Below are 25,457 nucleotides of genomic sequence, written 5' to 3' on the forward strand. Positions count from 1 at the left end.
GGACTTGCCTCCTTCTTCTGAAAGGCGACGGGAAAGGTCGGGGAATCGCGTGAGGTAAAACCAGGACAAGACGCAAGGTCCGGCCCGCCATTGGTTGATCCGGGTTATCGCGCATACGGGTTCATGCGCTTGCAACCCGCCGAATACAGCTACACTATCGGATGTATATTGCTTTGGTAATGCCTGTCTGCGGAGGTCAAAGGGGTACCGGCATGCTCGGATGGTTATGGCGCGTTATGGGTGTCGTGGTGGTCAGTGCAGCTTTTTCGAGCTCGGGCATGGCGGCTGGCGGCAAAGAGACCCGCGTAATGGTGGAAATGCCAGGTGGCCTTTTGGCGCAGGGCAGTTACTGGGCGGGTGCCCCCGATATGCCCGCGGTCATGATTCAGCACGGGTTCCTGCAAACGCACGAGTTTCATACCGTCCGCAACCTGGCGCTGGCACTCGCCACGACTGGCTTCCATGTCCTCACTCCTACCCTCACGCTGGGCGTCGACCGGCGCGCATCCAGCCTGCCCTGCGAAGCCGTGCATGCCCACAATCTCGATCAGACCCGAGAGGAGGTCAGGGTCTGGACGGACTGGCTGCACGCCGCAGCAGGTCGATCACCCGTGCTAATCGGCCACAGCGCAGGCAACATGAACCTGCTGGCTTACCTGGAGGACGCCCCGGCGGACCATGTCGCGCACGCCATCTTCATCAGCGTGACCTTTTTCGGAAGCGGCGAGGTCGCCTTCGAATCCCCGAAACATGCGGAACGCGCACGAGTCGCTCTCGACCGAGGCGAACAGGGGCTGAAAGAGTTGGCGCTCGGTTTCTGCCGCCAGTACACCACCACACCCGCGGCGTATCTCTCCTACTACGACTGGGACCGTCCTCGCACCGAACAGGCTTTGCGAACGGCCAACGTGCCCTCAACCCTCATTGCGGGCGGCGCCGACAACCGGATCGACCTGGACTGGATCGAGACCATACAACGTCATGGCGCCGAGGTTCGCGTCATTGACGGCGCCAATCACTTCTACGATGAGTTGCACGAATTCGAGTTGATGGAGGAAATCGAGCAGGTCCTGCGGAAACACGTCGCGCAATGATCGCCAGGCACCCCCCGTCAATCATTCACTATGCCCTGCTGCTGGCCGCGATCACCCTGATCATCATCTTCGTCTTCGGCCTGTACACCTGGTACAAGGTCGATCAGTTACGCGGCGAGATCCACGCAGGCAGCCAGGCCGCAGGCCAGCAGGAACTCGCGACTGCCCTCGAGCGCGTGCAAACACAATCGATCCAGCAGGCCCTCCGTTTTGCAGAGTGGGAGGAGGTGCGCCAGCAACTGCGTACCCCGGAGTTCTACGGTCACTGGAAGAATCACCGCATGCATCAAGCCAGCATCCTGAGCAAACGGGTGCAAGATGCTCATATCTACGATGCCCGGGGCGTCGCCCTGTCCGGTGGCGGCACCCGCCAATTACCTCCCGACGTCGCGGTTCCCCCGCCCTCCGCACACGCGACCCAGGGCGAAAATGAACCGTCCCTGATTATTTTCAAACCTATTCCGGCCGCAGAGCCGGACCAGGCACCAATCGGCTTTGTGGGCATTCAAAGCCGATTTGTAAATGCGCTGCGCGAGGGCCACACCTATCATCATGTGGACCTCGAATCGATCCGTTTCGATTTTCAGGACAGGACCACCATCCCGGCCGAAGATCTGTTGAGCCATGCCCGGTTCGACCTGCGAGCCAACCCCCTGGCCGACCAGGTCAAAGACCGTCTCTCGGTTGCGGCCCTCAATCTTGGCACTCTGCTCAGTGCGACGACCCTCGCGCTGTTCGCCAGCCTCGCCTATCTCATCGTACGCCCGCTGCGAGCAATCGCCTCACATGTCGACCACCTGCGTGAGAGTTCCGGCGAGATAGAGCTCAAACGCCCGGGCGGGCTGCTGCCTGTCGCCGAGACCGAGAAGATCCGTGAATCGCTGAACTCCTACCAGGCCCGCCTGCAGGACGTCCATTCCAACCTGGAGGCCCGGAACCGCGAATTCTGGCGCATGGCCCACCATGATGCGCTGACCGGCGTGCACAACCGCCGGGCATTTGAAGAGCAATGGGAAACCCTGCCGAACCTGGCCGCCCGACAAGGCGTCCCCGTGTGCTTTGTCCTGTTCGATATCAACCAGTTCAAGGCCATCAACGACAGCTACGGACATCAGGTGGGCGATGCGGTCCTGCAAACGGTGGCCCGCAGCATCGACGAGGTCTTGCGAGACGGAGAACACCTCTTTCGCCTTGGAGGCGACGAGTTCGCCACGATCCTCATGGACTGCGACGAGGCGGGGGCACTCCGCCTGGCCGAACGCTGCCAGGAGAAAATCCGGGACACCGACTTCACCACATGCGGGGTCCACGAACCGGTCAAGGTCAGCATCGGGTTGGCGGTCACACACGGTACGGATCGGGAGGCTTTACGTTCACTGCAGTGGCAAGCCGACGTGGCGATGTACAAGGCGAAGCGCCCAAGCACCCCGCAAGTGGTCCTGTTTTCCCGGGAACAGTTAAAGGATACCCGGGGCCTCTACTCGAACTGGATCAACAATGCAGTCATCGAGGCCATCACCCACGAGCGCGGTGTGCAGATGGTCTATCAGCCGGTGGTCAGCCTCAACCACCGACATACGCCCTATTTCGAGGCCTTGTTGCGCATCCAGCACCGGGACGAGATTATCGGTCCTGCCGATATCTTCCCCCTGGTGACCGCGCGCCGTCTGGAACTCGATCTCGACAAAGCCATACTTCACTGCATCCTTCACGATCTACACGCGCACCGTATCCCACCCGGGGCCGGCGTCTCCATCAACGTTTCAGGTCCGACCATCGTACATGCCCAACTGACCGAATGGCTGGCCCCCTTCGTGCCCTTCCTGCAGGACCGGGACATCATCCTCGAAGTGACCGAGACCGCTCTGATCACCGAAATCACTCGAGCCACGGAAAATCTGCGGACATTGCGCCAACAGGGGTTCCTCATCGCACTGGACGATTTCGGTAGTGGTTATTCCTCGTTCCGCTACATTGCCTCCATGCCTGTCGATACTGTGAAGTTCGACATCAGCCTGATCCGCAGTCTGGAGACCCCGGGCCAGCATCACATCGTCGAAGGCCTGGTCAAAATACTAGGAGAGGCCGGCTATTCAACGGTCGCCGAAGGGATTGAGACCCCGGAACTACTGGAACGTGTGCGCGATCTGCAGTTCGACTTCGCGCAGGGCTATCATTTCGGACACCCGACCCGGCAACCCCAAGGATTCCCGCCCCTGCCGTCGTCTCACCGGCCCGATATCTCCCCGGTCTGAACAACCCCGGCATGCAAGCGATCGGTCAAGGCCGCGTACGGCCCGTTCGCGGACCACGGGGACAGACTTCGGCGGATCCGGAAAGAATTACGGTGGAGTATTCGGGGTGATCCAGCCGCGGAAGCCTTCGCGCACGGAGAGGCTGCGGGCATAGCCCAGGTCGCGCAGGAGTTGTGCAGCACGCAGGCTGCGACGGCCGCTGTTGCAAAGGCACAGCAGGATCTGGTCCTGAGTGACGTGGTGGCGGTTGATCAGGGACAGAAAGTGCTGGAAGTCGCGTTCGTCCGGCTCGTCGGCGTCCAGCAGTTCCTGTTCTTCCTCCGTCAGCGTGCGCCCGAGCAGTTGTTTCAGACGAAACAGCGGGACCGAGACCGCATTTTCCACGACACCCTCCAGTTCCAGCTCGAAGGGCTGGCGGATATCCAGCAGCACGGCCAGCCCGATATCCACCAGCTCACGGGCAGCACCTGCGCTGATCTCCAGCTTTGCATCGTTGCTTGCTGCGGCCATACGGGCTCCTTCCGGTTCGGACTTCGGTGGGCGGTTTCATGTTTCGGGAAACCTCGGCCGATTGCAAAAGACACGGCCGCTGCCATGTCTCCGCCCGCGTGTCGCGGATAACGGGGCCGGGCCGGCGCTGCGCGGATGGACAGGTTCGCGGGGCTTGGCTATCATGCGTGCGCCCTCAGGGGAGTAGTCGCTTCGGCCGCCCTGGTCGAAGGCACACGTCAACATACTTGGCCGCATGGCCATGGCGTGTGCAGCCCGTGCAAAGGCGCTCTGGCGCCTGTCCAGCGCCGGGCCTGACAAGACCTGTGGCACCGATATCCGGCCTGCCTTGTGGCGGGCCCGGCCCGTGGGCGGGCGGCGATGTCGGTGTCACCGGTTTTGTCGTGCCGCTCGCCCCGGATGATCTTCATGGAACTCTTCCTGCTTTCTATTGTGGCTGTTGCGATCGCGGAGGTCGGCGACCGCTCAATGTTCCTGGCTGCCCTGTTCGGGATGCGCTGCCGCAGCGCCTGGGCCGTGTTCTGGGGTATGGCCACGGGTCTGTTTCTCAATCAACTGCTGTCCGCGGTGGCCGGGATCTGGCTGTTCGCGGTGATCGCGACCGACTGGCATCTGTGGGTGGTGGGGGCCGCGTTCCTGGCGATGGCGGTCTGGGTACTGATCCCCGAGGACGAGGAGATCGAGAAGGACACCCGCGCCCGCAGCGCCTTTTTCGCCGCGGCGATCGCCTTCTTCGTGTTCGAGATGCTGGACAAGACCCAGCTCGCGGTGGTCACCCTGGCCGGGGCCTCCGGAGCGCTGCTGCCGGTGGTGCTGGGCGCGACGGTCGGGATTCTCCTGATCACTACCCCTGCGCTGATCCTCGGCAAGCGCTTTGCCAACAGCATCCCGGCCGCGCCCCTGCGGTTTGTGGCCTCCGGCCTGTTCCTGCTGGTGGGCCTGTGGACGTGGGCCGAGGCCGGCGGCTGGATGCCCGATCTGGGTCTGCCCGATTTCTCGGGGATGCTGCTCCGGGCGATGGAGAACCACCCGTGACCCAATCGGATGCGGCCGTTCGGAGTGACCCGTGAGATGGCGCCAGCAGGCGCCGCTTGCGGGGTTGGTGATCAGTACTCCACACGGGAAGTGCGAATGAAGGCATGCGCACGGATGCAAGCGGTGCAGCGGACCCTGACACCACGGGGCATTGCGATGGGTTCACCTGCCGGATGACCCGGTTCCGGGCGTGACCGCTGTGCACCTGTGTGCGCTTGCCTGATGTATTCGTGTATGCGTATCTTCTGATGTTCTTTCATCGCAACTCCAAGGAGATCCCATGCGAACCATCAAGACGCTTGCCGCTTCCGCCATCCTCGCCATCGCCGGTGCCAGCGGCGCGCAGGCCGGCGAACCGGACAAGCTGTTCGTCAGCCTGACCTCGGGCGATGATCACACCCAGTTCATGTCCATGGTGCTGGCCAACCAGGGCATGCGCCAGGGTCAGGAAATCCGGGTGCTGCTGTGCGGACCGGCCGCGACGATGGCGACCGAGGACTTCGACGGCGCCACCATGCAGCCGGCGGACCGGAATGCTCAGCAGCTGCTGATGAACCTGGTCAACAACGGCGCGACCGTCGAGACCTGCGCCATCTTCCTGCCGAACACCGACTACACCGCAGCCGACCTGCTGGACGGCATCACCCCGGCCAACCCGGAAGAAGTCGGCGCCTACATGGCGGACCCGAGCGTGCGCTTCTTCTCCAACTGATCCCCGCGCAGGATCACCGCAAGGCCCTCTTCGGAGGGCCTTGTTGTTTGCGGGTACGGCCACCCACAGGGACACGGGCCCATCGCGGGTCCGAGTCCCGGCTTCGGACCTCGGGGGCCAGCGCCGTGCCTGCCCCTCCTCGTAGAAGCGCACAGCCTCAAGTTGTGTGCGTCCATTCGTGTTGCCGTTACGGGGCCTGCACCGCATCGACGTCCTGGCGGAGCTGCTGCAGTCGCTCCCGTACCGCTTCGGAGTAGTCCGCCTGCTGGCGGCCACCACCCACGTGTGCGGCCAGGAAGGTTTCCAGCCCGGCGAAGAAGGCGAGGCGGTTGGTCTGGTCCACCAGACCGTGGCCTTCGTCCAGGGCCAGCAGGTATTCGACCGGGTGTCCGGCGTCACGCAGGGCCGCCACGATCTGGTCGGACTCCTGCTGCTTCACGCGCGGGTCATTCGCGCCCTGCGCGACCATCAGCGGGGCCTGGATATTCTCGACGTGGAACAGCGGTGACTGGGCCTCGAGACGCTCGCGGTCGTTCGGGTCTTCGGGATCACCGACACGGCCATGCATACGCCGGATGCCGGCCTCCCAGTACGGCGGGATGGATTCCATCAGCGTGATCAGGTTGGACGGCCCCACCATGGAGATACCGGCGGTGTACAGTTCGGGCGTCCAGGTCAGCCCGGCCAATGCCGCATAGCCGCCATAGGAAGCGCCGAAGATTGCGATCCGGTCGGGATCGGCAATGCCCCGGTCGATCAGATATTTCACACCGTCGGTGACATCGTGCTGCATGACACCCGTGCCCCATTCCTGGTTACCCGCGTTCAGGAACGCCTTGCCGAAACCGGAGGAGCCGCGAAAGTTGGGCTGAAAGACCGCGTAGCCGCGGTTGGCGAGAAACTGCACGGTCCCGCTGTAACCCCAGGTGTCGCGAATCCATGGGCCGCCATGCGGCATCACCACCAGCGGCAGACCTTTCGGCTGCGCGCCGTGGGGTAGCGTGAGGTAGCCGGGGATTTCCTGGCCGTCACGCGCGGTGTAGCGAATGGGCTCCATCGGCGCGAGATACGCACGCGGCAGTTCCGGGCGCCCCTCGTAAAGCCGTTCGATCGCCCGCGCCTCGACATCCGCGAGATACACGCTGCCCGGGTCGGTATCCCGGATCACCGCGACGGTCCAAAGAGTCTCGTCCCGCGTGCGCGAGGTGATCTCCAGCTCGCCTTCGCCCAGCGCCTCGCGCAGCCATTCCAGGTGCGACGCGAAGTCCTCGTCGTGGGCGTAGATGCGCTGACGATCCCCGGTGTACACCGTGGCCAGCAGGCGATGGTCCTGATCGGAGAATCGGGCGCGACCAAGATCCACCTCGCCTTCCGGATCGCGGTGTATCCACTCCTCCGTGCCAGTCGCCGGGTCGAACAGGACAAGCTCGATCAGATCGCGCTCATCCCCCGCGTTCGTGCGCAGATAAAGCCGCTCGCCGTCGGGATGGAAGTTCGCGATCGCGCAGGTCTCGCCGAACGCACAGGTATAGACGGGTTCGAACGTGTCCTGCGATTGCACGCGCAGGATCTCGGTGCCCGCATCCTGCGTGGTGCGCACGGCCTTGCGCAGCTCGCCCTCGTGGAAGCCCCAGCGCTCGATCGCGGCCGTATTCTTCGCTACGCGGGTCTTTTCGCCCGTCGCCAGCGCCACGCGATAGACATCGTGCAGGCGCGGATCGCGTGCGTTCAGCCCGATAAAAATGTATTCCGGCGCCGTACGCGGGACGTGCTGCACCCGCGCCTGCACCCCCTCGCCCCCGGCAAGCCGGCGCGACTCGGGGAGGCCGTCCGACGCGGCCGCATCCTCCAGCGCGATCACGCGCAGCTCCATATTTTCGTCGCCGTCACGATCCCGCGCGAAGATCAGATACTGCCCGTCACGGGACCAGAAAAACCCCATGATCGAACGCGGCTCGGCGGTCAGCGGGCGTGCCGACTCCAGGGATTCGCCCCGCGCCATCAGGTGCAGGTTCATCGCGCCCTCGTGGGCGCTCAACAGGGCCACGTAATCCCCATCCGGCGAGATGCGTCCGGAGGCATGCTGCGGATCGCGGAAGAACTGTTCCAGCTCGATCAGCGGGGGCGCCTCGCCCTGCACCCAGGGGCCTGCGCCCTCTTGTGCGGGTTCGGCAGCGCCGACAATCGGCCCCGCGAACCATGTCAGGAGCACACTCACCCCGATGGCCACGAGACACCTGCGCCGCTGCGCAACCCCGGGCTTCACCGAACACATCCCCATGAACTGCATCAACCTGTCTCCCATTACATGTTGGATCAGCGACCTCCGAACGCAGCCTCAGGTTCCCGACGGCGCCGGTGCAGAAGGCCTGCAAATCCATCGCCCGACACCGGCCCCGGACACAGCTGATCGCCTGCTATCGGATGGGCTGGAGCGTCTGGAGCGGGATACAGGTCCTGTTCCTCCGAGTCGTACCATTCGGGTTCCTCCATGTGGATCACATGATCCGCCACGCTGCCGCCCCCACCGGCAAGGCCGAAGCGGCCTGACACCCCCGCCGGGACCCAGGCTCGACACGCCCACCACCAACTTGTCGCACATCCACTGTCACGCCGACCGCAGCGCAGCGAAGAGCCGGGATCTTCCGGCCAGCCCCTCCGGCAGGCCCGCACCACATCCGACATCCCCCCTCCATTCGCTATGCGACGCCGGGCCTGCCACCACTGGGACGGCGTCCGCGAACCGCCTCTGGCGCGGTCGCGGCATCATCCGCCAGCCGCTCGGCCCGCGCCCCTCATAACCGTCGCGGACGTGGTGGTATCGTCCGCGGGGTTAACTGTCGAGTTGCTGCTTCAGGTGGTTCAGGGTCTCGCAGTGCTCATGCTGAGGGCTGAAGAGGATGATCTCGGCGTCCTCCTCCACCCGGAGGGTGTGTCCGGGAGGCCAGTAGAAGAGATCCCCGGCCGCGACGGCCTCCTCGCTGCCGTCGCGGTAAGTCATGATCAGGCGGCCCTGAATCATGTAACCCCAGTGGGGTGACTGACACAGATCCTCCTTCAAACCATGGAGCAGCGGGGTGATGTCGGTGCCCGCATCCAGCGAGAAATACTCCCCCGTCATCTGCGTGTAACCGGACGCGTCGCCAAACTCCAGCGCCTGGCGGGCAACCGCCCCCGGTGCGCTGAATACCTCGGGTACTTCGGATTTCGCAATGCGCATGACTGCCTCCTTCCGAGCGGTTAGGACACAACAGGTGCACCCGGCACCTACCCAATAGGCGTGAGATTCCTTGTCACAACTGGAACAACTCCAGGCCGCCCTGAATCCGCTGCCAGCACCGAGCGCCGGGCCCGTGCATTCCCGCCGACTGCCCGAGCCTGTCGGATGTGGCACCGGGGAGATTCTGGTCACCCGCCGGGCAATGGCGCCGGCACTCGGGCCCCGTGCTACCCTGCGCGGCCGTTTTACCAAGGGTTCCGGCAATCCATGAAATACTTCCGCGCGATCAGCGTGATCGAGGGCATCTCACTGATCACCCTGCTGTTTGTCGCCATGCCACTGCGCACCTACGCGGACATGCACATGGCGGTCACCTGGGTCGGCTGGATCCATGGCATCCTGTTCCTGATCTATGCGACCGCCACGGTGGTGGCCAGCCACCTGCGCGGCTGGTCGGTTCTGAAGTGGCTGCTGGTGCTGATCATGGGCGTGGTGCCCTTCGGATTCCTGTATGTGGACTGGATGATCCGGCGCGAGCTGACGCGCGAGCTGCAGCACGCCTGACCGTCCGCGAACGGAGGCAAGCGTGGACAACACCATCGAGGTGGAAGGCCTGGTCCGGGATTTCGCCGGCACCCGCGCAGTAGACGAGGTCAGCCTGCAGGTCCCGGCCGGCCATGTACTCGGGCTGCTGGGCCCGAACGGCGCCGGCAAGACCACCACCGTACGCATGCTGGCGACCCTGCTGTCCCCCACCGCCGGTCGCGCGCGGGTCGGCGGCCTCGATGTCGTCGACGAGGCGGCGCGGGTGCGCGAGATCATCGGCCTGACCGGCCAGTACGCCTCGGTGGACGAGAAGCTGACCGGGCGCGAGAACCTGATCCTGATCGCCCGCCTGCTGGGCATGAAGCGCGCCGCGGCCCGGGCCCGTGCCGACGAGCTGCTGGCCGACTTCTCCCTGCGGGAGGCCGGGAACCGCCCGGTGCAGACCTATTCCGGCGGCATGCGCCGGCGCCTGGATCTGGCCGCCAGTCTGGTCGGGCGCCCGCGCATCCTGTTCCTCGACGAACCCTCCACCGGTCTGGACCCGCGCGCCCGCCGCGACCTGTGGGCGCGGGTGCGCCGGCTGCAGGACGCCGGCACCACGGTGCTGCTGACCACCCAGTACCTCGAGGAGGCCGACGCGCTGGCCGATTCCATCGTGGTGCTGGATCAGGGCCGCGTGATCGCCGAGGGCACGGCCGCGGAGCTGAAGGCCCGGGTCGGCACACGCACGCTGTTCCTGCGCCTGGCGCGGGCGGATCAGGCAGATGCGGCCGCCCGCCGGGTGGCCACGCTCACCGGCAGCGAACCGCATGTAGAAGGCGAGACCGTCAGCGCACCGGTGGCCGAGGCCTCGCTGCTCCCGGCGGTGCTGCGCGCGCTGGATGCCGCCGGGATCGAGGTCGCTGAACTGGGCCTGCGCAGCGCCAGCCTGGACGACGTATTCCTGTCACTCACCGGACAGACCGGCAGCGCCGACGCCCCGGCCGATGCCGCCGGGGACAGCGGGGAGGATGCCGCATGAACGCCCTCGACCAGACCCTCGCGCTGGCCTGGCGAAGCCTGGTGCAGGTGCGCCGCAACCCCTGGGAGCTGGGGGATTACTCCATCCAGCCGATCCTGTTCCTGGTGCTGTTCCTGTTCGTGTTCGGCGGGGCCATCGCCGGTTCACCGGATGACTACCTCGCCTTCGTGCTGCCGGGCGTGATCGTGATGAACATGCTGTTCGTCACGGTGTATGTGGGCCACGGCCTCAACACCGACCTGACCCGTGGGGTGTTCGACCGCTTCCGAGCCCTGCCCATCCCGCGCTGGGCGCCGCTGGCCGGGCGCATCCTCGCGGACGTGGTAAAGCAGGTGCTGTGCATCGCCCTGCTGCTGATCGTGGGCTACCTGCTGGGCTTCCGCCTGGCCACCTCCTTCGGCCATCTGCTGGTCATGGTGCTGCTGGTGCTGACCTTCGCGGCGGCGTTCTCCTGGGTGATGGTGCTGGTCGGCGTGCTCGCGCGCGACCCGGAACACGTGCAGCTGTTCGGTTTCACCGCGCTGTTCCCGGTCACGTTCGTCAGCTCGGCGTTTGTTCCGGTGGAGACCATGCCCGAGTGGCTGCAGGGCTTCGTCCAGGCCAACCCGGTGTCGCTCCTGACCGAGGCCGCGCGCGGCCTGTTGAATGCCGACGGCTCGGTCCTGGAGCCCGCTTTGTGGTCCATGGCCTGGGCCCTGGGCATTGCGGCGGTCTTCGCGCCGCTGTCGGTCTACGCCCTCAACCGCCGCCTGGCACGCAGTTGAACCCCCGGGACCTGCCCCGTTGCGACGGGGGAAAAACCGGTTTACTGTGAATCTGCGCTGACGGGTCCGAGAATCCGATCAAGGAGCACCCTCTAATGCAAATCGGGGCGACGCCTGACCTGAGGCCAGAAAGCCTTGAAGAGATGCTGCAGCATCTGGAGGCCAATCCGTCCGTCGGCAGCATTCTCTTGATGGTTGCCCACGACCCTTCCCGATCCGAATCCGCGGACTGGACCGACTTACTTCGCGAACGGCGTTGCACCGTATTCGGCGGCGAGTTTCCCGGCCTGCTGACATGCAACGGCGTTATGGAACACGGCGCGCTTGCCGTGGGGCTTCCACAACCAGCACAGACGACCCGCATTGACGAGCTGTCGAATCCCGCGTGCGACCCTGCCGAATCACTCGAAAAAGCCTTTCCGGATCCACCCGGGCACGGCCTGCTGTTCGTCTTCGTCGACGGCCTTGCGGCTGGTATCGATCGCCTGGTCAATGCGCTTTACGACCATTTCGGACTGGAAACCGGCTACATCGGTGGCGGTTGCGGCAACGCGCGTTTTCAACCGATCCCGGCGGTACTCGATCCTGAGGGACTGCATGCCGACAGTGCGGTCGTGGCCTGGCTGGACCTGCCGGCAAGCATCGGCGTGGCGCACGGCTGGGAGCCGGTGTCCGCTCCACTCAAGGTGACATCCGCCTCCAGGAACGTCATCTACAGCCTGGACTGGAAACCAGCGGCCGACGTATGGGGACACATTGTGCAGGAACATGGCGGAGAGCCCCCGACTCCGGCTTCGTTCGACCGCCTTGCTCCCGCCTACCCCTTCGGCATCGGCCGCATCGGAGGCGAGTTGGTTGTGCGCGATCCCATTCAGCTCCAGGGAGATGCGCTGGTCTGTGTTGGCGAAGTACCGGAGGGGGCCTTCGTACGAGTCCTGACCGGCGACCACAACACCCTGCTCAACGCAGCCCGCAAGGCAAGGGACCGCAGCCGGGAACGCGCGCAAGATTTCACTCCGACGCTTCGCCTCACCATGGACTGCATCTCGCGGGCCAATTTTCTAGGGAACGCTTACGACCAGGAGCTTGCCATCCTTTGCGAGGGCGATGCGATACCACTTGCAGGCGCACTGTCGCTGGGGGAGATCGCAAACTGTGGAGATGAATCGCTGGAGTTCTACAACAAGACCGTGACGGCAGGACTTCTTTGAACCACGATCGCCTGTACGAATTCGAAGTGCTGCACGAGATCGCAATGGCGATCGGCGTCAGTCTCGATCGTGATGCGATGCTCAAGCAGTGCCTGCCACTGTTCCTGCGCCGCCTCCGCTGCACCCTGGTCACGGTGGTGGCCGATGGGCCACACATCGTGACATCGGTCCCCCGTAGCGCGGATGTGCAATCGCTGCTGCCGCAGATTGACGAGACGCTGCGCGCGGGCGAACCGCTACCGGTCCTGGTCGAGAACGGACGCCACCTCTATATGTGGCGGCTGGAAGACTTTGGCGCCCTCGTTCTGGGGCGCGCTCGGCCCTTCAGCCAGGATCTGGTACAGGAGATTGGCCAGCTGGCCGGACGCCTCGCCGTCGCCTTGCACGCCTGCGACAAACACGCTCGATTGAAGGACCTGGCCCGTGAGGCCACCTGGCTGGCTCACCACGATGACCTGACTGGTCTGTATGGCCGGCGCTTCTTCCTTGAACGGCTGGACACCCTCAGTTCCACGGCCCCGGATGCCCCGGATGGATTTCATGGTCTGATCTATCTCGATCTCGATCAATTCAAGATCGTCAACGACACCGCCGGCCATATGGCCGGCGATCGCTTGTTGCAGGAGCTCGGCGCCCTTCTGCGTTCCGCCGATTGCGGGGCGGACACAATCGCCCGGCTGGGCGGTGACGAATTCGGCATCCTGATCGCCAATACAACCGAGGAGCTCGCTCAACGCACCGCCGAAACACTGCTCCGGGTCGTCCGCACCTTTCTTTTCAACTGGCAAGAGCGTGAGTTCCGCCTCAGCGCCAGCGCCGGTGTCGCACTATTCGAGGATAGCGACAACCACTCGCGCGACATCCTGGCCGCAGCGGATACCGCCTGCTACATGGCCAAGGAACGGGGCGGTGATCGGATACAGACCTACAGCATCGACGACGGCGAGCTGTCGCGCCGCCATAGTGAGATGCACCTGGCCGCACATCTCAGTAGTGTAATCGAGCACGGTGGCTTCGTCCTTCACGCGCAACGCATCCAGCCACTGGTAGAAGGTGTCGCGGAGCGCATCGAGATCCTTGTGCGCATGCAGAGCAGGCCCAACGAGGCACTCGTTACGCCCGGACACTTCATACCCGCCGCGGAACGCTTCGGTCTGATGGGCGCCATTGACCGCTGGGTGGTCAGCAACACGTTTGCCCTGCGCAACACACTGGCACGCAGCAGCGACCGTGTGTCATGGAACATCAATCTCTCCGGGAACTCTCTCAGCGATCCAGCCTTCTTGCGCTTCGTGACCGGGAAGATCCGCGAACACGCGCCGGCACCGGGGGCAATCTGCTTCGAAATCACCGAGACGGCGGTCGTAAGCAACCTGGAAGCCGTGTCCGCATTCATCCTTGAGCTGCGGGAACTGGGCTGTGAATTCGCTCTGGATGATTTCGGCAGCGGCCTTTCATCCTTCGCCTACCTGCAGCAACTGCCGGTGGATTATCTGAAAATCGATGGTCGGTTCGTGCGTGACCTTGCCTCCAGCCCCACCGATCGGGCGATCGTGGAATCCATCCACCACATCGGCGGAACCCTGGGAATACGTACCATTGCCGAATACGTTGAGGACGCCACGACCATGGAGATCCTGCGGAACATGGGGATCGAATTGGGCCAGGGCTTCCACATCCATACACCCGAGCCGTTAGAAGACCTTCTGGCGACCGGGGAGGACGACACGGTGCGCCGCGCATAGCCCCGGTGCCCGCTGCCGTCCGCCGGACTCAGTAAACGGGCACCAGTGCGTACCCCTGGTTCTGGTAGCCCATCACGGCAATGAAGCCGCTGCGCACGACATTGATCGGCTCCAGGATGGTGTCGTTGTTCACGCCATAGGCGCGTGTCGCCGCGGCGCAAACCTCCATCTTCACACCCAGTTCGCCCAGGCGGTCAACGGCCTGTGCGATCTCCTCCAGCGTGTCACCGTGGTCGATCGCGACCTCGGGTTGCGGATCCGTGGTGATGAACTTGACCGCTGCGGCGATGAACACCATGCGCAGGTCCGGCTCCACCCCCTCCTTGAGCAGGTTTTCGTGGTTGCTGGCGATACCGCGCAGGTAGGCCAGCATCACGTCAGGGTCGGACTGGCGCACATCGTAGACCGCACGCATGGTCTCGATGCCCTGGGTGGCCTCGCGGTTGTCCAGGCCCTCGGCCTGTGCCTTGGCGCTCAGTCCGAGGGGTAACATCAGGGCCAGCAGCAGGATTGTGATTCGGTTTCGCATCGGTGATACCTCCTTTGGAGATGAAGTCCGTTGGTTCCGTGTTCACCCCGGACCGGGGGCGGTACGCCGCTCAGTAGATCGGGATCACCGCGTAGCCCTGGGCCTGGTAGCCGGTCAGCGAGACGAACGTGTTGCGCACCGGCTCGATGCCTGGCAACAACTCGCCGTGATCGACACCGAACAGGCGGGTGGCCACGGCGCAGGATTCCATGTGCACGCCCTTTTCCTTCAGTGCAGCCACGTGTTCCTCGATCGCATCCAGATGATCAAACTCGGTCAGCTCGAAGCGCTCGCGGTCCGTACTGACCATGGTCACCGCGCGCCCGCGAAAGGCCAGGATCATGTCCGGCTCCACGCCCTGCGCGGTGAGGTCCTCGTGCGTCTCCCGGATCACCGTCAGGTACAGCGCCAGCAGCTCGGGGTCATTGTTGTTGAGGTCAAACACGACCCGGCCTTGATCAACGCCCTCCAGGGCACGGGCATCGGTGGGTTCGGCATACGCGGCCAGAGAGGCGAAGGACAGCGCAAGGAAAAGGGAAATAACGGCCAGCATTCTCATTTTTCAGTCTCCCGGGTAATGGTGTCTGTCGGGTTGAACGGTTCGCGGGCGATCGCCCGCCAGGCGGCTTCCTGCATCGACATCAGGTAGCGCGAAAGGGGGGCTTCCAGGGCCCCGTCCAGATGCAGCTGCAGCAGGCGGATCGTCCCGCCAAAGGCTGCGGTGGCGGCGACCGGGACCTCGATGGGGCGCAGTTCGCCGGTGGCGATGCCCTGCTCGATGCACTCGCGCATGCGCAGAAAGGGCTGCGAGGAACACACCGGCGGTTCCTGCGGCAGAAATTCACGGTGGCGCGCCTCGAGTACGAAACGCATAGTGCGAGGGTCCTCCTGCGCTACCCGGAACAGAAAGGCGATGATGCCGTCGCAGCGCGCGCGGCAACCGGACTCCCGCTCCATCACCTCGGCCAGGCCGGCGTCCATACGTTGCAACAGGTCGTCGTACAACGCCTTGGCCAGTGCCTCCTTGTTGCCGAAATGATGATAGATCGAGCCAATCGAGACCCCGGCCTGACGGCGGATGTCGTGGATGGAGGTATTGAAATAGCCATCGCGGCTGAAGCGCTCAAGCGCGGTATCCAGCACCAGCTTGCGCAGCGCCACACCGCGTACCGATGGCTTCGGGTTCTCTGTCATGGGCATCACCGAACCGAACGTTCGTTCTAATATAGACCGGAAGAGCAAATCACGCCACCCGTCCGGCTTTCTGTTCGGCACCATCGAATGCACCGACCCCGACGTGATCGAGCCGATCCGCGAACACCTCCAGGAATCGACACGAGGCGGAACCGGCAGGCATTCCCAATACCCACGCCCGATGTGACCCCGGGGAGAGCGAGGCCCCTTTTTGCGGTCTCTCGAGGCGCATCGTGGGGACGGTGTAAAGAGAGAGAGCGGGACAAGGGGCCGCTCCCCCTGCCCGCGCGCAGCCGATCAGTCCAAAATCCGGCAGCCCCCGGGGAAATCATCCGCGTTGGGGACTACGCTCAAGACACCATCAAGACAAAGGAGCATCCGATGAAAAACACCGCACCCGCCTCAGTCCTGATCCGGAGCCTGTTCGCGAGTCTGCCGCTGCTGCTGGCTGCGCCAGCCTTCGCGGAGGTGGAGGTGGGCATCACCGCCGACCTGGCCGAGTTCGAAGTGCTCCATGACGCCGAACGCATGACGGTGACCCGCGACCAGGACACCTTCGCGACCATCGATCTCGACTACGCCCAGATTGCCAGGCCCTGCCCGCCATTCTGTGTTCAGCCGATGAATCTCGGTCGCGGGGTGGAGACACTGGGCGAACTCGAGTTTATCGACTACCTGAAGCAGACCCCGGAACGCGACGATCTGATCATCATTGATTCGCGCACCCCGCGAGAATACAGCCGCGGCACCATCCCCGGTGCCATCAACATCCCGTGGGACGAACTGCATTTCGGCTCCGGCGCCGACCCGGACGACGTGCGCGAGGTGTTGACCGAACGCTTCGGCGTGGTCTACGACGGCGACTTCTACGATTTCAGCCAGGCAAAGACCCTGGTGCTGTTCTGCAACGGTCCCTGGTGCGGGCAATCCCCCACCAATATCCGCACCCTGACCAATCTCGGCTACCCGGGCGAGCACATCAAGTGGTACCGCGGCGGCATGCAGATGTGGCACTCCTTCGGCCTGACCACGGTCGAAGGCCAAAGTGCAGACTAGTGGGCCATGCGGGAAGTGTGGTGACGATGGAGCACAGCCAGAAGTGTCGGAGCCAGGCGGGCAAGTGCTGGAATAGCCACCCTGTTTCAAACGGGCCCAACGCAGCGCCGGCGCTTCTGGCGAAGCGATCGGTTACCAAACTTTCCGCGTGGTCCACCAGGCGCCTGTCGGGTTCGGGACGGGTCCGCTGCGCATGCGCGAGAGCATCTTCCTCGCCCGGCTGCTCCAGCCGGGCGGAACCCGGGAATCAGCGCGGGTGGGTGTGGCGATAGGTCCGCAGACGCCGGGTCTTCTCCACCATGCGCCAGAGGGAACGGCTGTTGTTGTAGCGCGAGACGTGCTGCAGGGGGACCCACAGGACCTCGTGTGACTCGTCGCTGCCGGGCACCGGCAGACGGTCGTCGATCTCCAGCAGGAAGCGCACGTCGATATGCTCGTGCATCGGGAAATGCGGGCTGGCCGGAATGGTGTGGATATCCAGGTCGAACACATCCTCCGCGACAAGTCGGATGTGTTCCGGGGCCAGCCCGGTCTCCTCGTGCGTTTCGCGCAGGGCCACCTGCAGGATATCGGCCTGGCCATCGGCGTGCCCGCCAGGCTGGAACCAGCGATGATGCTTGCCATGCAGCAGCAGCAATGCCTGTTCGCGATCCGGGCTGACCACCCAGGCCGAACCGGTCACGTGCGCCGGAGTCAGGTCACAGTGGAAGCAGTCCGGGTGCGCCTGGACGAAATCCAGCGCACGGCGGACAAAACCGGCCTCCTCCATGAAGGTCGTCTGGTGGCGGGCAAGAAGGTCCAGCAGCTGCGCGCGATGCATCTCAGGTGCCAGCCGGGTTGTGCAGCGCGTAGATCGCGGCACGCGCCGCCTCGTCCACGTCGCCCTCGCGGCCGGCCAGGGTCAGGCGGCCAAAGGCCCCCACCGCGCGCACGTCGATCAACGACACGCTCGCGGCCTTCAGGGCCTGGTTGGCCGCGTAGATAATATAGCCGGCCGGCTCCGCCTCCAGGATAAACATGCTCTGATCCGGCAGGATCATGTTGCCGCGGCGATTCTGGCGGTTAATCAGCACGGTGTGGTCCGGGGTCATCCCGCGGATGGTCTCCTGCCACGGGATGCGACAAGGCTGACGATCTTCCTGACTGGCGCCCAGACGCGACAGCAGCACGCGGCCGGCCTCCTGCACTTCGCTCTGGTCACGGTGGTGGATCACCATGGAGCCGAATTCGCGCTCCACCACCTGCTGCGCGAGATGCACGTTGGTCGCCTTCAGCGCCACATCGGTCAGGCGATGCACCGCCATCCCCGGCGAAACCTCCACCCACAGGCAGGAATCCCCCGGAACGGGCAGAAAGCCCTGGGAGACCGTGGCCATGTATTCCGCCAGCTGCGGCTGGAGGGAATCCATGTAGACATAGGTTCGCAGCTGGATCATCGATTCACTCTGGGCCAGGGTCTGTGCCCCCGGACGCCCCGCACGGCGCGGCCCGAACCCGCACGGGGACCCGCACACACCCGAGCGGGCCGCAATCGGATCGCAGGCCCCGCAACGCGTACACGGAAGAATTTAAGGGGCGTATTGTGAACGCTGCGTGCCCCAAGCTCAACGTCAGCCCGAGGGGACCCGCCCCACAACCGGGCCACGGCACCCTGAGGCCACCGTATAATGCGGGCGCGATACCCACTGCTCCCAAGGAATCCACATGTCCAAGCAGGACGCGCCCCAATGGCTCGCACGCCTGGCCAGCACCGAACTCGATCTGGCGGATACCCTGCGCTGGATCGTGGACTGGCTGCGCCCGGAGGATGCGCGCAACATCGCCCCGGTCATTGCCCGCATCGAGGCCCTGGTCCTGGCCCTGGACGAGGAACCCGAGCTGCGCGGCCGCCTGCGTCAGCGGCTGGAGAGCGGGCTGGAAGACGCACGCCACCTGACGCTGTATACCGGCATCGGCCTGTTTTCGCGCAAGGGCTTCTTCCGTGAGGCCGCGGAGCTGCTCTATGAGCGCATCAACCCGCGCCCGATGGACCGCGAAGACCTGAAAGACATCCTCTACCATGTCTTTCACGACCCGCAGGACGCGCTCTGGGTCGCCCGACTGCCGGACGATGCCTGGTCGCGGCTGTTGCAGGCGCTGGGCTGCCTCTCCGGCGACCACCCCGGGGTACTGCATCGCGCCCGCGAGGAGGCCCTGTATGCGCTGGAAATGCTGTCGATCTGGATTGCGGCCGAGGAGCTGGAGCCCGAATTGCTGCGGCTGGACCCGACCATCGCCGAACGCAACTCGGCCTTTGTCGCCCAGGAACGAGAGATCTCGGCCTATGTGCGCGACTACCGGCGCGCGCTGGAAGAGCCGGACCATACACGCATGGATGATCGCCACGCGCGAGTGCTGCTGCAGCAATGCAGCGAACAGGTCGAGCGCCTGCGCCAGCGCGCGATCACCCAGGGCAACAGCCTGTCCCTGACGCATCTGCTGGAACGCCTGGACCAGACCCTGGCCCGCATCCACAAGCTGCTGGACCTGCTGGAGCCGGACAGCGGCGAATCGCCCCGCCGCGCCGCCGTCGGCGTGTTCCGCGAGCTGGTCACCATCAGCGCCCGCAGCCACGGGGTCCGCGCGCTGTGGCAGGACAACGTCAAACTGGTATCGCGCAGCATTACCCAGCATGTCAGCGACACCGGTGAGCATTACATCACCCAGTCGCGCGGCGAGTACTTTCAGATGCTGCGTTCCGGCGCCGGCGCCGGATTGATCATCGCGCTGATGGCGCTGATCAAGATCCAGATCGAGGGGCTGGGCCTGTCCGAAGGCTGGAATACCCTGCTGGTCAGCCTGAACTACGGCCTCGGCTTCGTACTGATCCACATGCTGCACTTTACGGTCGCGACCAAGCAGCCGGCGATGACCGCCGCCCGCCTGGCGGCCGCCATCGAAGAGAGCGAACGCGGCACCGCCGACCCACGCAAGATGGCGGACCTGCTCATGCGGGTGGGCCGCTCGCAGTTCGCCGCGGTCCTCGGCAATGTCGGTGTCGCCCTGCCCACCGCCATCCTGATCGGGCTGGCGACGGCCAGCCTGTTCGGGACCAGCATCCTGTCCAGCGGCGAGGTCGACTACCTGCTGGACGGGCTGCGTCCGATCATGGGTCTGGCATTGATGTTCGCGGCAATCGCCGGGGTCTGGCTGTTCGTGTCCGGCCTGATCGCCGGCTACTTCGACAACCGCTGCGCCTACCTGGACCTCCCCGGCCGTCTGCGCGAACACCCCCTGCTGCGACGGCTGCTGCCCACTCGCGCACGCCACCGCCTGGCCGACTGGATCGGGTACAACTACGGGGCGGTGATGGGCAACTTCCTGTTCGGCATGCTCCTGGGGCTCACCGGTTATGTCGGTTATCTGCTGAATCTCCCGCTGGATATCCAGCATGTGGCCTTTGCCTCGGCCAACCTCGGCTACGTGACCTCCGGCGAGGCCCTGGGGCTGCTGGGCTTCGGGCTGTTCCTTGGCTTTGTGCTGCTGATCGGGGCAGTCAACCTGTGGGTCAGCTTCGGGCTGGCATTGTACGTCGCCCTGCGCGCCCGCGGCGTCCGCATCGGGGCCTTCGGCCGCGTATTCCGGGCCTACGGCCAGCACCTGCGCGAACGCCCGCGCGAGTTCCTGTTCCCGCCGCGCCCCGAGACCGGCAACGGCCCCGACCACTCCGATTCCAACCCCAACGGCTCGAACTAGTGGGCCATGCGGGAAGTGCGGTGACGATGGAGTGCAGCCAGAAGTGCCGGAGTAGCCACCCTGTTTTCAACTGGCCCAACGCAGCGCCGGCGCTTCTGGCGAAGCGATCGGTTACCGAACTTTCCGCGTGGCCCACCCGGGAAACACTGTCTGCATTGAGCGATCTTCGCGAGCATGGCGGGACGCCGACCCTCGCCCTGGTGCTGATACTGGTGCTGGTGCTCGCCGGCTGCGCCGGGACGATACCCAGCCCCTCGGGAGACAGCCGCGGCACGCCGGAGTTGACGCCGGACAGCATCCGGGTCGCCGATGGCGACCACCTGCCACTGCACCGCTGGGGCCCGGAAGACCCGGAACGGGTCGTACTGGCCCTGCACGGGTTCAACGACCACGGCGGCAGCATGCAGGCCCTGGGCGAGGCACTGGCGGCAGACGCCATCGCAGTCTACGCCTATGACCAGCGCGGCTTCGGGGCCACGCGCAACGCCGGCTACTGGTCAGGACACCGACTGATGGCCGCCGATGCCCGCACCGTGCTGCGGCTGCTGGATGCCCGCTACCCGGAGCAGACGCCCTTCCTGGTCGGCAAGAGCATGGGGGGCGGAGTAGCGCTGCTGGCCGCTGCCACCCACGCCGACGACGAAACCCCCGCCCCGGTCGCAGGTACGGTCCTGATCGCCCCTGCCGTCTGGAGTCGGGGCGACATGCCCTGGTACCAGCGCTTCGGCCTCTGGCTCGGGGCGCGCCTGGCACCCGGCTGGCGCCTGGACGGCGAGCTCGTGGCCGACCTGGAGATCCACCCCACCGATGACCCGGAAGTGCTGCAGCAGATGCGGGCAGACCCGCTGGTCCTGCACGACGCCCGCATTGATGCCCTGGACGGGCTGACAACCCTGATGACCCATGCGCTGGAGGCGGCCCCCAACCTGCCGGCGCCAACCCTGACCCTGTACGGCGACCGCGACGACCTCGTCCCGCCAGGGCCCCTGACCCGCCTGCTGGAGACCCTGGCAGACAGTGATGACCCGGGACACCGCGCCGTGCTGTACCCCGAGGGCTATCACATGCTGACGCGCTACACCCGCGCCCGGACCACCTTCGACGACATCGTGGCTTGGCTGCACCATCCGCAGGACCCGCTCCCGTCCGGGCACGACGGTACTGCGGGCGCCCTGGCAGCGACGCTCGCGGAACGCTGGGGAGACACGGATGACGCTGGCCCCCGGCCCGCTGCATCAGTACCGTAGGAACGAGCACGCCGCAGGAGGATCGCCGCATGAGTGAATCGAAATCCAGCCGCCTCGACGACCTGGTCGCACGCAGCCGCCAGGATCAGGCGGCTCGCGAACGCGGCTACCGCGAACAGGCCTTGAAGATGTACCCCTGGGTCTGCGGACGTTGCGGGCGCGAGTTCACGCGCGCCAACCTGCGCGAGCTGACGGTGCACCACCGCGATCACAACCACGACAACAATCCGCCGGACGGCAGTAACTGGGAGCTGCTGTGCCTGTATTGCCACGATAACGAACACCAGCGCTTCACCGATGCTGCGCCCGGTCGCGGCACCACACACGGAAGCACAGCGACGCACAGCCCCTTCGCCGGCCTGGCCGGGCTGCTCAAGGGCGACCGGGACGCAGGCGACGACTCCTCGTCCTCATAGCGCAGGCGACCGCCCGCAGCTCAGAGGCGACGCCACCAGAACTGCAGCGGTTTGTACGTCTCCTGCGCCGCGCCAGTATCCGGCCACGAAAACTCGCATACCAGCCCTTCCGCCCGGGCATAGCCACGGCGCGACCAGAATCCGTCCAGCGGGCGGTAATCCGCCGGCCGCCGCGGGTCATCCGGTGGCCGCACCACCGCACAGAAAGCCGCGTGCTCAAATCCCAGCTGGCGTGCTACAGCCTCGCGCGCATCGAAAAACCGATGGCCGGCCCCGTACCCGCGATACGCCGGTTGCAGCACCGATTCCGCGAGATAGTAATAGCGCGCCGTGTCCAGCCCGCGGGCATGAAACGGGGCCTGGAACTCGGGCTCGGCCGCCGCCAGCGGCAGCGCGGTGGACGCTCCCACCACCCGCTCGTCATCCAGCGCCAGCACCAGGGTGCTGTCCGGGCACTCCGCGTAATGGCGCAGGTAGCCCTGCTCGTATTCCGCCGACCCGGCGTACAGGTAGGGCCACTCGCGAAACACCGCGATGCGCAGACGCGCCACAGCCTCCAGATACCGCTTGATCGCCGCCCCGCGCACCGTCTGAAATTGCATAGTGGTCGGCCTCCGGTGAGGTCAGTGCAGGGGGACCTGTGGGATCTGGAGGATCATCACGAGCGAGACAGGGGATCCGTCCCCGATCCGCCTGGCCCCGGTCAGCATAACGTGCGGTACCGCGGGGCTCGAACCCCTTGTTGCCGCGCAAACGATCTACACTCGGAACTGGGGCCGGCCCTGTCCGGGCCGACCTGCGGGCGGCCCCGCCAACCGACGTACCGGTCCGGTGCGTCCGGCACCGCCCCACCAGCCCACCACAGGAGGAACTGCATGGATACTGTCTGGATCGTTGTTGCCGATGCCGCGCGCGCCCGCATCTTTACCTGCGAGGGCCGCGCCTGTCAGGGAATGCACGAGAGCGAGACGCTCTCGCACAGCGAATCCCGCGCCCATAACCAGGACCTGGTGTCCGACCGTCCCGGGCGCAGCTGGGCCAGCGCCAGCGGGGATGCCCGACACGCCATGCAGGAAAGCACTGACCCCGCCGCCAACGAGCGCAATCGTTTTGCGCGCCAGGTCGCCGAACATCTCAAATCCGCCTGTCACGCAGGCAGCTTCAAGCACCTGGTCATCGTGGCCGCACCTACCTTCCTGGGGGCACTGCGCGACGCCCTGGACCCGACCGTAGCCCAGAGCGTCACCGCCGAGGTCGCCAAGAACGTGACCAAATCCGTCGACGCCAGCACCTTGCGCAAACACCTGCCCGACTTCCTCTATTAGGGCTGAGCGCATTGATCGATGTTTCCCTTCGGCACCGGGACGTGCCGCCGGAATCGACCACGGCAAGGGCGATTGCGTCCGGAACAAGCGGCAAGCCCCTTGGCCAGGGCAACGCATTACCAGGCCCTGCAGGCCCGCGGGCGCTGAAAAGGCCCGCATGGCTTTGTTCAGCGCTTCCCTGATCTTCCCGCGGGCCCAACTCTGCAGGTCGGTTCCGGCCCGCTCGATTCCCGCCACGCCATGGCATCCGCCGGCCCCGGAGAGACCCCGGGGCGGGCTCGCCTGCGGCGTTCAGAGCGGCCCCAGGTCCTCCGGATGCAACGTCCCCAGCAGGCGCGGTGCCTCCGCATCCGGGTCGAACACCGCGATCTCGCCCTCCTCGATCAGCACCCGGGCCGCACGCTGCAGATTGATGTTGTGGCCCACGATCACCACGTTGCGCGTCGCGTCCTCGGGTGCAGTGACCAGATAGTCCTGCAGCGCAGCCACCAGGGCCTGCTGTTGCTGGCGATTGCGCACCGGCGGGAGGTTGAACAGATCATCGCGGGTTTCGTAGCGACCTTCCCCAAAGGCGATGCGGGCGCTCTCGGTATTGCGGCAGAACGCCGAACTGAGGATGCGCTCAACGGGGATGGCGTGACGCTCGAAACCCGCGCCCACCTGCCGCGCCTGCTCGCGCCCCGCGTCATTGAGGTTGCGCTGGTGCTCGCAGCGGCTCATGTCGGAAAGATCCGTATCGCGCTGCCCATGATCCGTGGCGGCATGACGCCAGTAGATCACCAGCCCGCCTCCCTGCATGCGCTCCAGCAGGGCCTCGCGGTCCAGGGTATCGGCATTGACCGTGAGCAGGGGCACAAACAGCATCAGAACTACCGCCAACCAGCGATGGCGCATCGGGACCTCCGGAATCATGGTTTGCACTATTCAGCTGACCACCCCGGACCGGGTCGGGTTCAGCCGCCGCCACGCGGTGCTCGCCACCGCTTCGCGTTGACGCCCCCCGAAGCCAGCCCTAGTATGCCGATTCCCCCTTGCCCGGAATTCCGCGCCCCCATGACCTACTGTGTCGCCATCGACCTGGACGACGGCCTCGTCTTCGCCTCCGACTCCCGCACCAATGCCGGGGTCGATCAGGTCAGCACCTACAGCAAGATGCACACCTTCGAGATCGAGGGCCAGCGGGTATTCGTGGTGCTCGCGGCGGGCAACCTGGCCACCACGCAGTCCGTGGTGCACCAGCTCAAACGCGACATGGAAGAAGGTGCCGACGAGAGCCTGGCGACAGTGGAACGCATGTCGGACGCGGCCGAGTACCTCGGCCGGATCAACCGCCAGGAGGCGGAGAAGCACTCCGAAGCGCTATCACGGTCCGGCATCAAGGCGGAGGCGACACTGATCATCGGGGGCCAGATCGGCGAAGACGCCCCGGCCATCTATCTCATCTACCCGCAGGGCAACTACATCACCACTTCGCAGCAGACCCGGTTTCTGCAGCTGGGCGAGAGCAAATACGGCAAGCCGATCCTGGATCGAATCATTGATCACACCACCCCACTGGGAGATGCGGCACGCTGCGCCCTGGTCTCCATCGATTCGACCATCCGTTCGAATCTCACCGTCGGTCCTCCGGTCGAGGTGATGGTCTACGAGCGCGGCACCCTGACCTTTGACCACTACCTGTGTCTGGAGGCGGACGACGGCTATCTGCGCTCACTGAACCAGGCCTGGGACAAGAACATCAAGAAGGCCTTTACTGACCTGCCACGGTTCGACTGGGAGTCCGCGCACGCCCACAAGCAGCGCGGTACGCGGGTCAGCCGCGGCTCCGGCAGCGCCTCCTGA

At 65.2% G+C, this 25,457-nt stretch carries 25 protein-coding genes and 1 riboswitch; of the genes, 15 read left to right on the plus strand and 10 right to left on the minus strand.

Translation table 11 applies throughout. The annotated features are described in order from the left end of the window. Positions 1-308 precede the first annotated feature (308 nt). Both G332_RS0106900 and G332_RS0106905 read left to right on the plus strand, forming a co-directional pair. On the plus strand, positions 309-1,094 hold the full coding sequence (locus G332_RS0106900; RefSeq protein ID WP_019626269.1) for an alpha/beta fold hydrolase: 786 nt from the start codon (positions 309-311) through the stop codon (positions 1,092-1,094). Continuing rightward, a complete protein-coding gene (locus G332_RS0106905) occupies positions 1,091-3,349 on the plus strand; it encodes a bifunctional diguanylate cyclase/phosphodiesterase (protein ID WP_019626270.1) in 2,259 nt (752 codons plus the stop codon). Before G332_RS0106900 ends, G332_RS0106905 begins: the two co-directional genes overlap by 4 nt. A gap of 87 nt (positions 3,350-3,436) precedes the next feature. On the opposite strand, the gene G332_RS0106910 is transcribed toward G332_RS0106905, so the two are convergent. Further along, entirely contained in the window at positions 3,437-3,859 is a 423-nt protein-coding gene (locus G332_RS0106910) for a rhodanese-like domain-containing protein (protein ID WP_019626271.1), read from the minus strand. A 173-nt stretch (positions 3,860-4,032) separates the two neighbouring features. Next, a riboswitch (yybP-ykoY riboswitch) is annotated at positions 4,033-4,199 on the plus strand. Positions 4,200-4,267: 68 nt separating this feature from the next. Between G332_RS0106910 and G332_RS0106915 the strand changes: the two genes are divergently transcribed. Together G332_RS0106915 and G332_RS0106920 are read left to right on the plus strand one after the other, a co-directional pair. Further along, entirely contained in the window at positions 4,268-4,894 is a 627-nt protein-coding gene (locus G332_RS0106915; protein WP_019626272.1) for a TMEM165/GDT1 family protein, read from the plus strand. 280 nt (positions 4,895-5,174) lie between these two features. After that, positions 5,175-5,606, plus strand: a complete 432-nt coding sequence (locus G332_RS0106920; RefSeq protein WP_019626273.1) for a hypothetical protein — start codon at positions 5,175-5,177, stop codon at positions 5,604-5,606. Positions 5,607-5,793: 187 nt separating this feature from the next. Here G332_RS0106920 and G332_RS0106925 read toward each other — a convergent pair whose 3' ends face one another. Together G332_RS0106925 and G332_RS0106935 are read right to left on the minus strand one after the other, a co-directional pair. Beyond that, on the minus strand, positions 5,794-7,887 hold the full coding sequence (locus G332_RS0106925) for a S9 family peptidase (RefSeq protein ID WP_026340685.1): 2,094 nt from the start codon (positions 7,885-7,887) through the stop codon (positions 5,794-5,796). Positions 7,888-8,439: 552 nt separating this feature from the next. Then, the gene (locus G332_RS0106935; protein WP_018935040.1) at positions 8,440-8,826 is read right to left on the minus strand and encodes a cupin domain-containing protein; all 387 of its coding nucleotides are present in this window, start codon (positions 8,824-8,826) and stop codon (positions 8,440-8,442) included. Between the two features lie 267 nt (positions 8,827-9,093). Here G332_RS0106935 and G332_RS0106940 point away from each other — a divergent pair, with 267 nt between their 5' ends. The 5 genes from G332_RS0106940 to G332_RS12730 all read left to right on the plus strand — a co-directional run bounded on the left by G332_RS0106940 (position 9,094) and on the right by G332_RS12730 (position 14,113). Further along, positions 9,094-9,390 (plus strand): DUF3817 domain-containing protein, encoded by a 297-nt coding sequence (locus G332_RS0106940; protein ID WP_019626276.1) that lies wholly within the window; start codon positions 9,094-9,096, stop codon positions 9,388-9,390. 22 nt (positions 9,391-9,412) lie between these two features. Further along, positions 9,413-10,393 (plus strand): daunorubicin resistance protein DrrA family ABC transporter ATP-binding protein, encoded by a 981-nt coding sequence (locus tag G332_RS0106945; RefSeq protein WP_019626277.1) that lies wholly within the window; start codon positions 9,413-9,415, stop codon positions 10,391-10,393. Next, a complete protein-coding gene (locus G332_RS0106950; protein WP_019626278.1) occupies positions 10,390-11,157 on the plus strand; it encodes an ABC transporter permease in 768 nt (255 codons plus the stop codon). The genes G332_RS0106945 and G332_RS0106950 overlap by 4 nt, the downstream gene beginning before the upstream one ends. A 95-nt stretch (positions 11,158-11,252) precedes the next feature. Then, complete coding sequence (locus tag G332_RS0106955; protein ID WP_026340686.1) at positions 11,253-12,368, plus strand: FIST signal transduction protein; 1,116 nt, start codon at positions 11,253-11,255, stop codon at positions 12,366-12,368. Further along, a complete protein-coding gene (locus G332_RS12730) occupies positions 12,365-14,113 on the plus strand; it encodes a bifunctional diguanylate cyclase/phosphodiesterase (protein ID WP_051080540.1) in 1,749 nt (582 codons plus the stop codon). The genes G332_RS0106955 and G332_RS12730 overlap by 4 nt, the downstream gene beginning before the upstream one ends. Positions 14,114-14,141: 28 nt before the next feature. On the opposite strand, the gene G332_RS0106965 is transcribed toward G332_RS12730, so the two are convergent. The 3 genes from G332_RS0106965 to G332_RS0106975 form a co-directional block, all read right to left on the minus strand. After that, the gene (locus G332_RS0106965; protein ID WP_019626281.1) at positions 14,142-14,642 is read right to left on the minus strand and encodes a DsrE family protein; all 501 of its coding nucleotides are present in this window, start codon (positions 14,640-14,642) and stop codon (positions 14,142-14,144) included. Between the two features lie 70 nt (positions 14,643-14,712). After that, positions 14,713-15,201: a DsrE family protein gene (locus tag G332_RS0106970; protein ID WP_026340687.1), complete on the minus strand. Its 489-nt coding sequence runs from the start codon at positions 15,199-15,201 to the stop codon at positions 14,713-14,715. After that, positions 15,198-15,836, minus strand: a complete 639-nt coding sequence (locus G332_RS0106975; protein ID WP_019626283.1) for a TetR/AcrR family transcriptional regulator — start codon at positions 15,834-15,836, stop codon at positions 15,198-15,200. Before G332_RS0106975 ends, G332_RS0106970 begins: the two co-directional genes overlap by 4 nt. Positions 15,837-16,217: 381 nt before the next feature. Between G332_RS0106975 and G332_RS0106980 the strand changes: the two genes are divergently transcribed. Continuing rightward, complete coding sequence (locus G332_RS0106980; RefSeq protein WP_019626284.1) at positions 16,218-16,892, plus strand: rhodanese-like domain-containing protein; 675 nt, start codon at positions 16,218-16,220, stop codon at positions 16,890-16,892. Positions 16,893-17,139: 247 nt separating this feature from the next. On the opposite strand, the gene G332_RS0106985 is transcribed toward G332_RS0106980, so the two are convergent. Together G332_RS0106985 and G332_RS0106990 are read right to left on the minus strand one after the other, a co-directional pair. Further along, positions 17,140-17,712, minus strand: a complete 573-nt coding sequence (locus tag G332_RS0106985; RefSeq protein ID WP_019626285.1) for an NUDIX hydrolase — start codon at positions 17,710-17,712, stop codon at positions 17,140-17,142. 1 nt (position 17,713) lies between these two features. Further along, positions 17,714-18,328, minus strand: coding sequence for a BMC domain-containing protein (locus G332_RS0106990; RefSeq protein WP_019626286.1), 615 nt, complete (start codon positions 18,326-18,328; stop codon positions 17,714-17,716). Positions 18,329-18,596: 268 nt separating this feature from the next. Between G332_RS0106990 and G332_RS0106995 the strand changes: the two genes are divergently transcribed. The 3 genes from G332_RS0106995 to G332_RS0107005 all read left to right on the plus strand — a co-directional run bounded on the left by G332_RS0106995 (position 18,597) and on the right by G332_RS0107005 (position 22,290). Beyond that, a complete protein-coding gene (locus G332_RS0106995; RefSeq protein ID WP_019626287.1) occupies positions 18,597-20,627 on the plus strand; it encodes a site-specific recombinase in 2,031 nt (676 codons plus the stop codon). Positions 20,628-20,782: 155 nt separating this feature from the next. Continuing rightward, on the plus strand, positions 20,783-21,874 hold the full coding sequence (locus G332_RS12735; RefSeq protein ID WP_019626288.1) for an alpha/beta fold hydrolase: 1,092 nt from the start codon (positions 20,783-20,785) through the stop codon (positions 21,872-21,874). 29 nt (positions 21,875-21,903) lie between these two features. Beyond that, on the plus strand, positions 21,904-22,290 hold the full coding sequence (locus G332_RS0107005) for a YajD family HNH nuclease (protein WP_019626289.1): 387 nt from the start codon (positions 21,904-21,906) through the stop codon (positions 22,288-22,290). 20 nt (positions 22,291-22,310) lie between these two features. Here G332_RS0107005 and G332_RS0107010 read toward each other — a convergent pair whose 3' ends face one another. After that, complete coding sequence (locus G332_RS0107010; protein WP_019626290.1) at positions 22,311-22,892, minus strand: GNAT family N-acetyltransferase; 582 nt, start codon at positions 22,890-22,892, stop codon at positions 22,311-22,313. Positions 22,893-23,165: 273 nt separating this feature from the next. Between G332_RS0107010 and G332_RS0107015 the strand changes: the two genes are divergently transcribed. Next, positions 23,166-23,615 carry a host attachment protein gene (locus tag G332_RS0107015; RefSeq protein WP_019626291.1) on the plus strand — a complete coding sequence of 150 codons (450 nt, stop codon included), beginning with the start codon at positions 23,166-23,168 and terminating at the stop codon, positions 23,613-23,615. Between the two features lie 291 nt (positions 23,616-23,906). Here G332_RS0107015 and G332_RS0107020 read toward each other — a convergent pair whose 3' ends face one another. Beyond that, positions 23,907-24,479 (minus strand): histidine phosphatase family protein, encoded by a 573-nt coding sequence (locus tag G332_RS0107020; RefSeq protein WP_369699373.1) that lies wholly within the window; start codon positions 24,477-24,479, stop codon positions 23,907-23,909. A gap of 189 nt (positions 24,480-24,668) precedes the next feature. Between G332_RS0107020 and G332_RS0107025 the strand changes: the two genes are divergently transcribed. Further along, positions 24,669-25,457 carry a proteasome-type protease gene (locus tag G332_RS0107025; RefSeq protein ID WP_019626293.1) on the plus strand — a complete coding sequence of 263 codons (789 nt, stop codon included), beginning with the start codon at positions 24,669-24,671 and terminating at the stop codon, positions 25,455-25,457.

The sequence above is a fragment of the Thioalkalivibrio sp. ALJT genome (assembly GCF_000381825.1).
Lineage (GTDB): Bacteria > Pseudomonadota > Gammaproteobacteria > Ectothiorhodospirales > Ectothiorhodospiraceae > Thioalkalivibrio.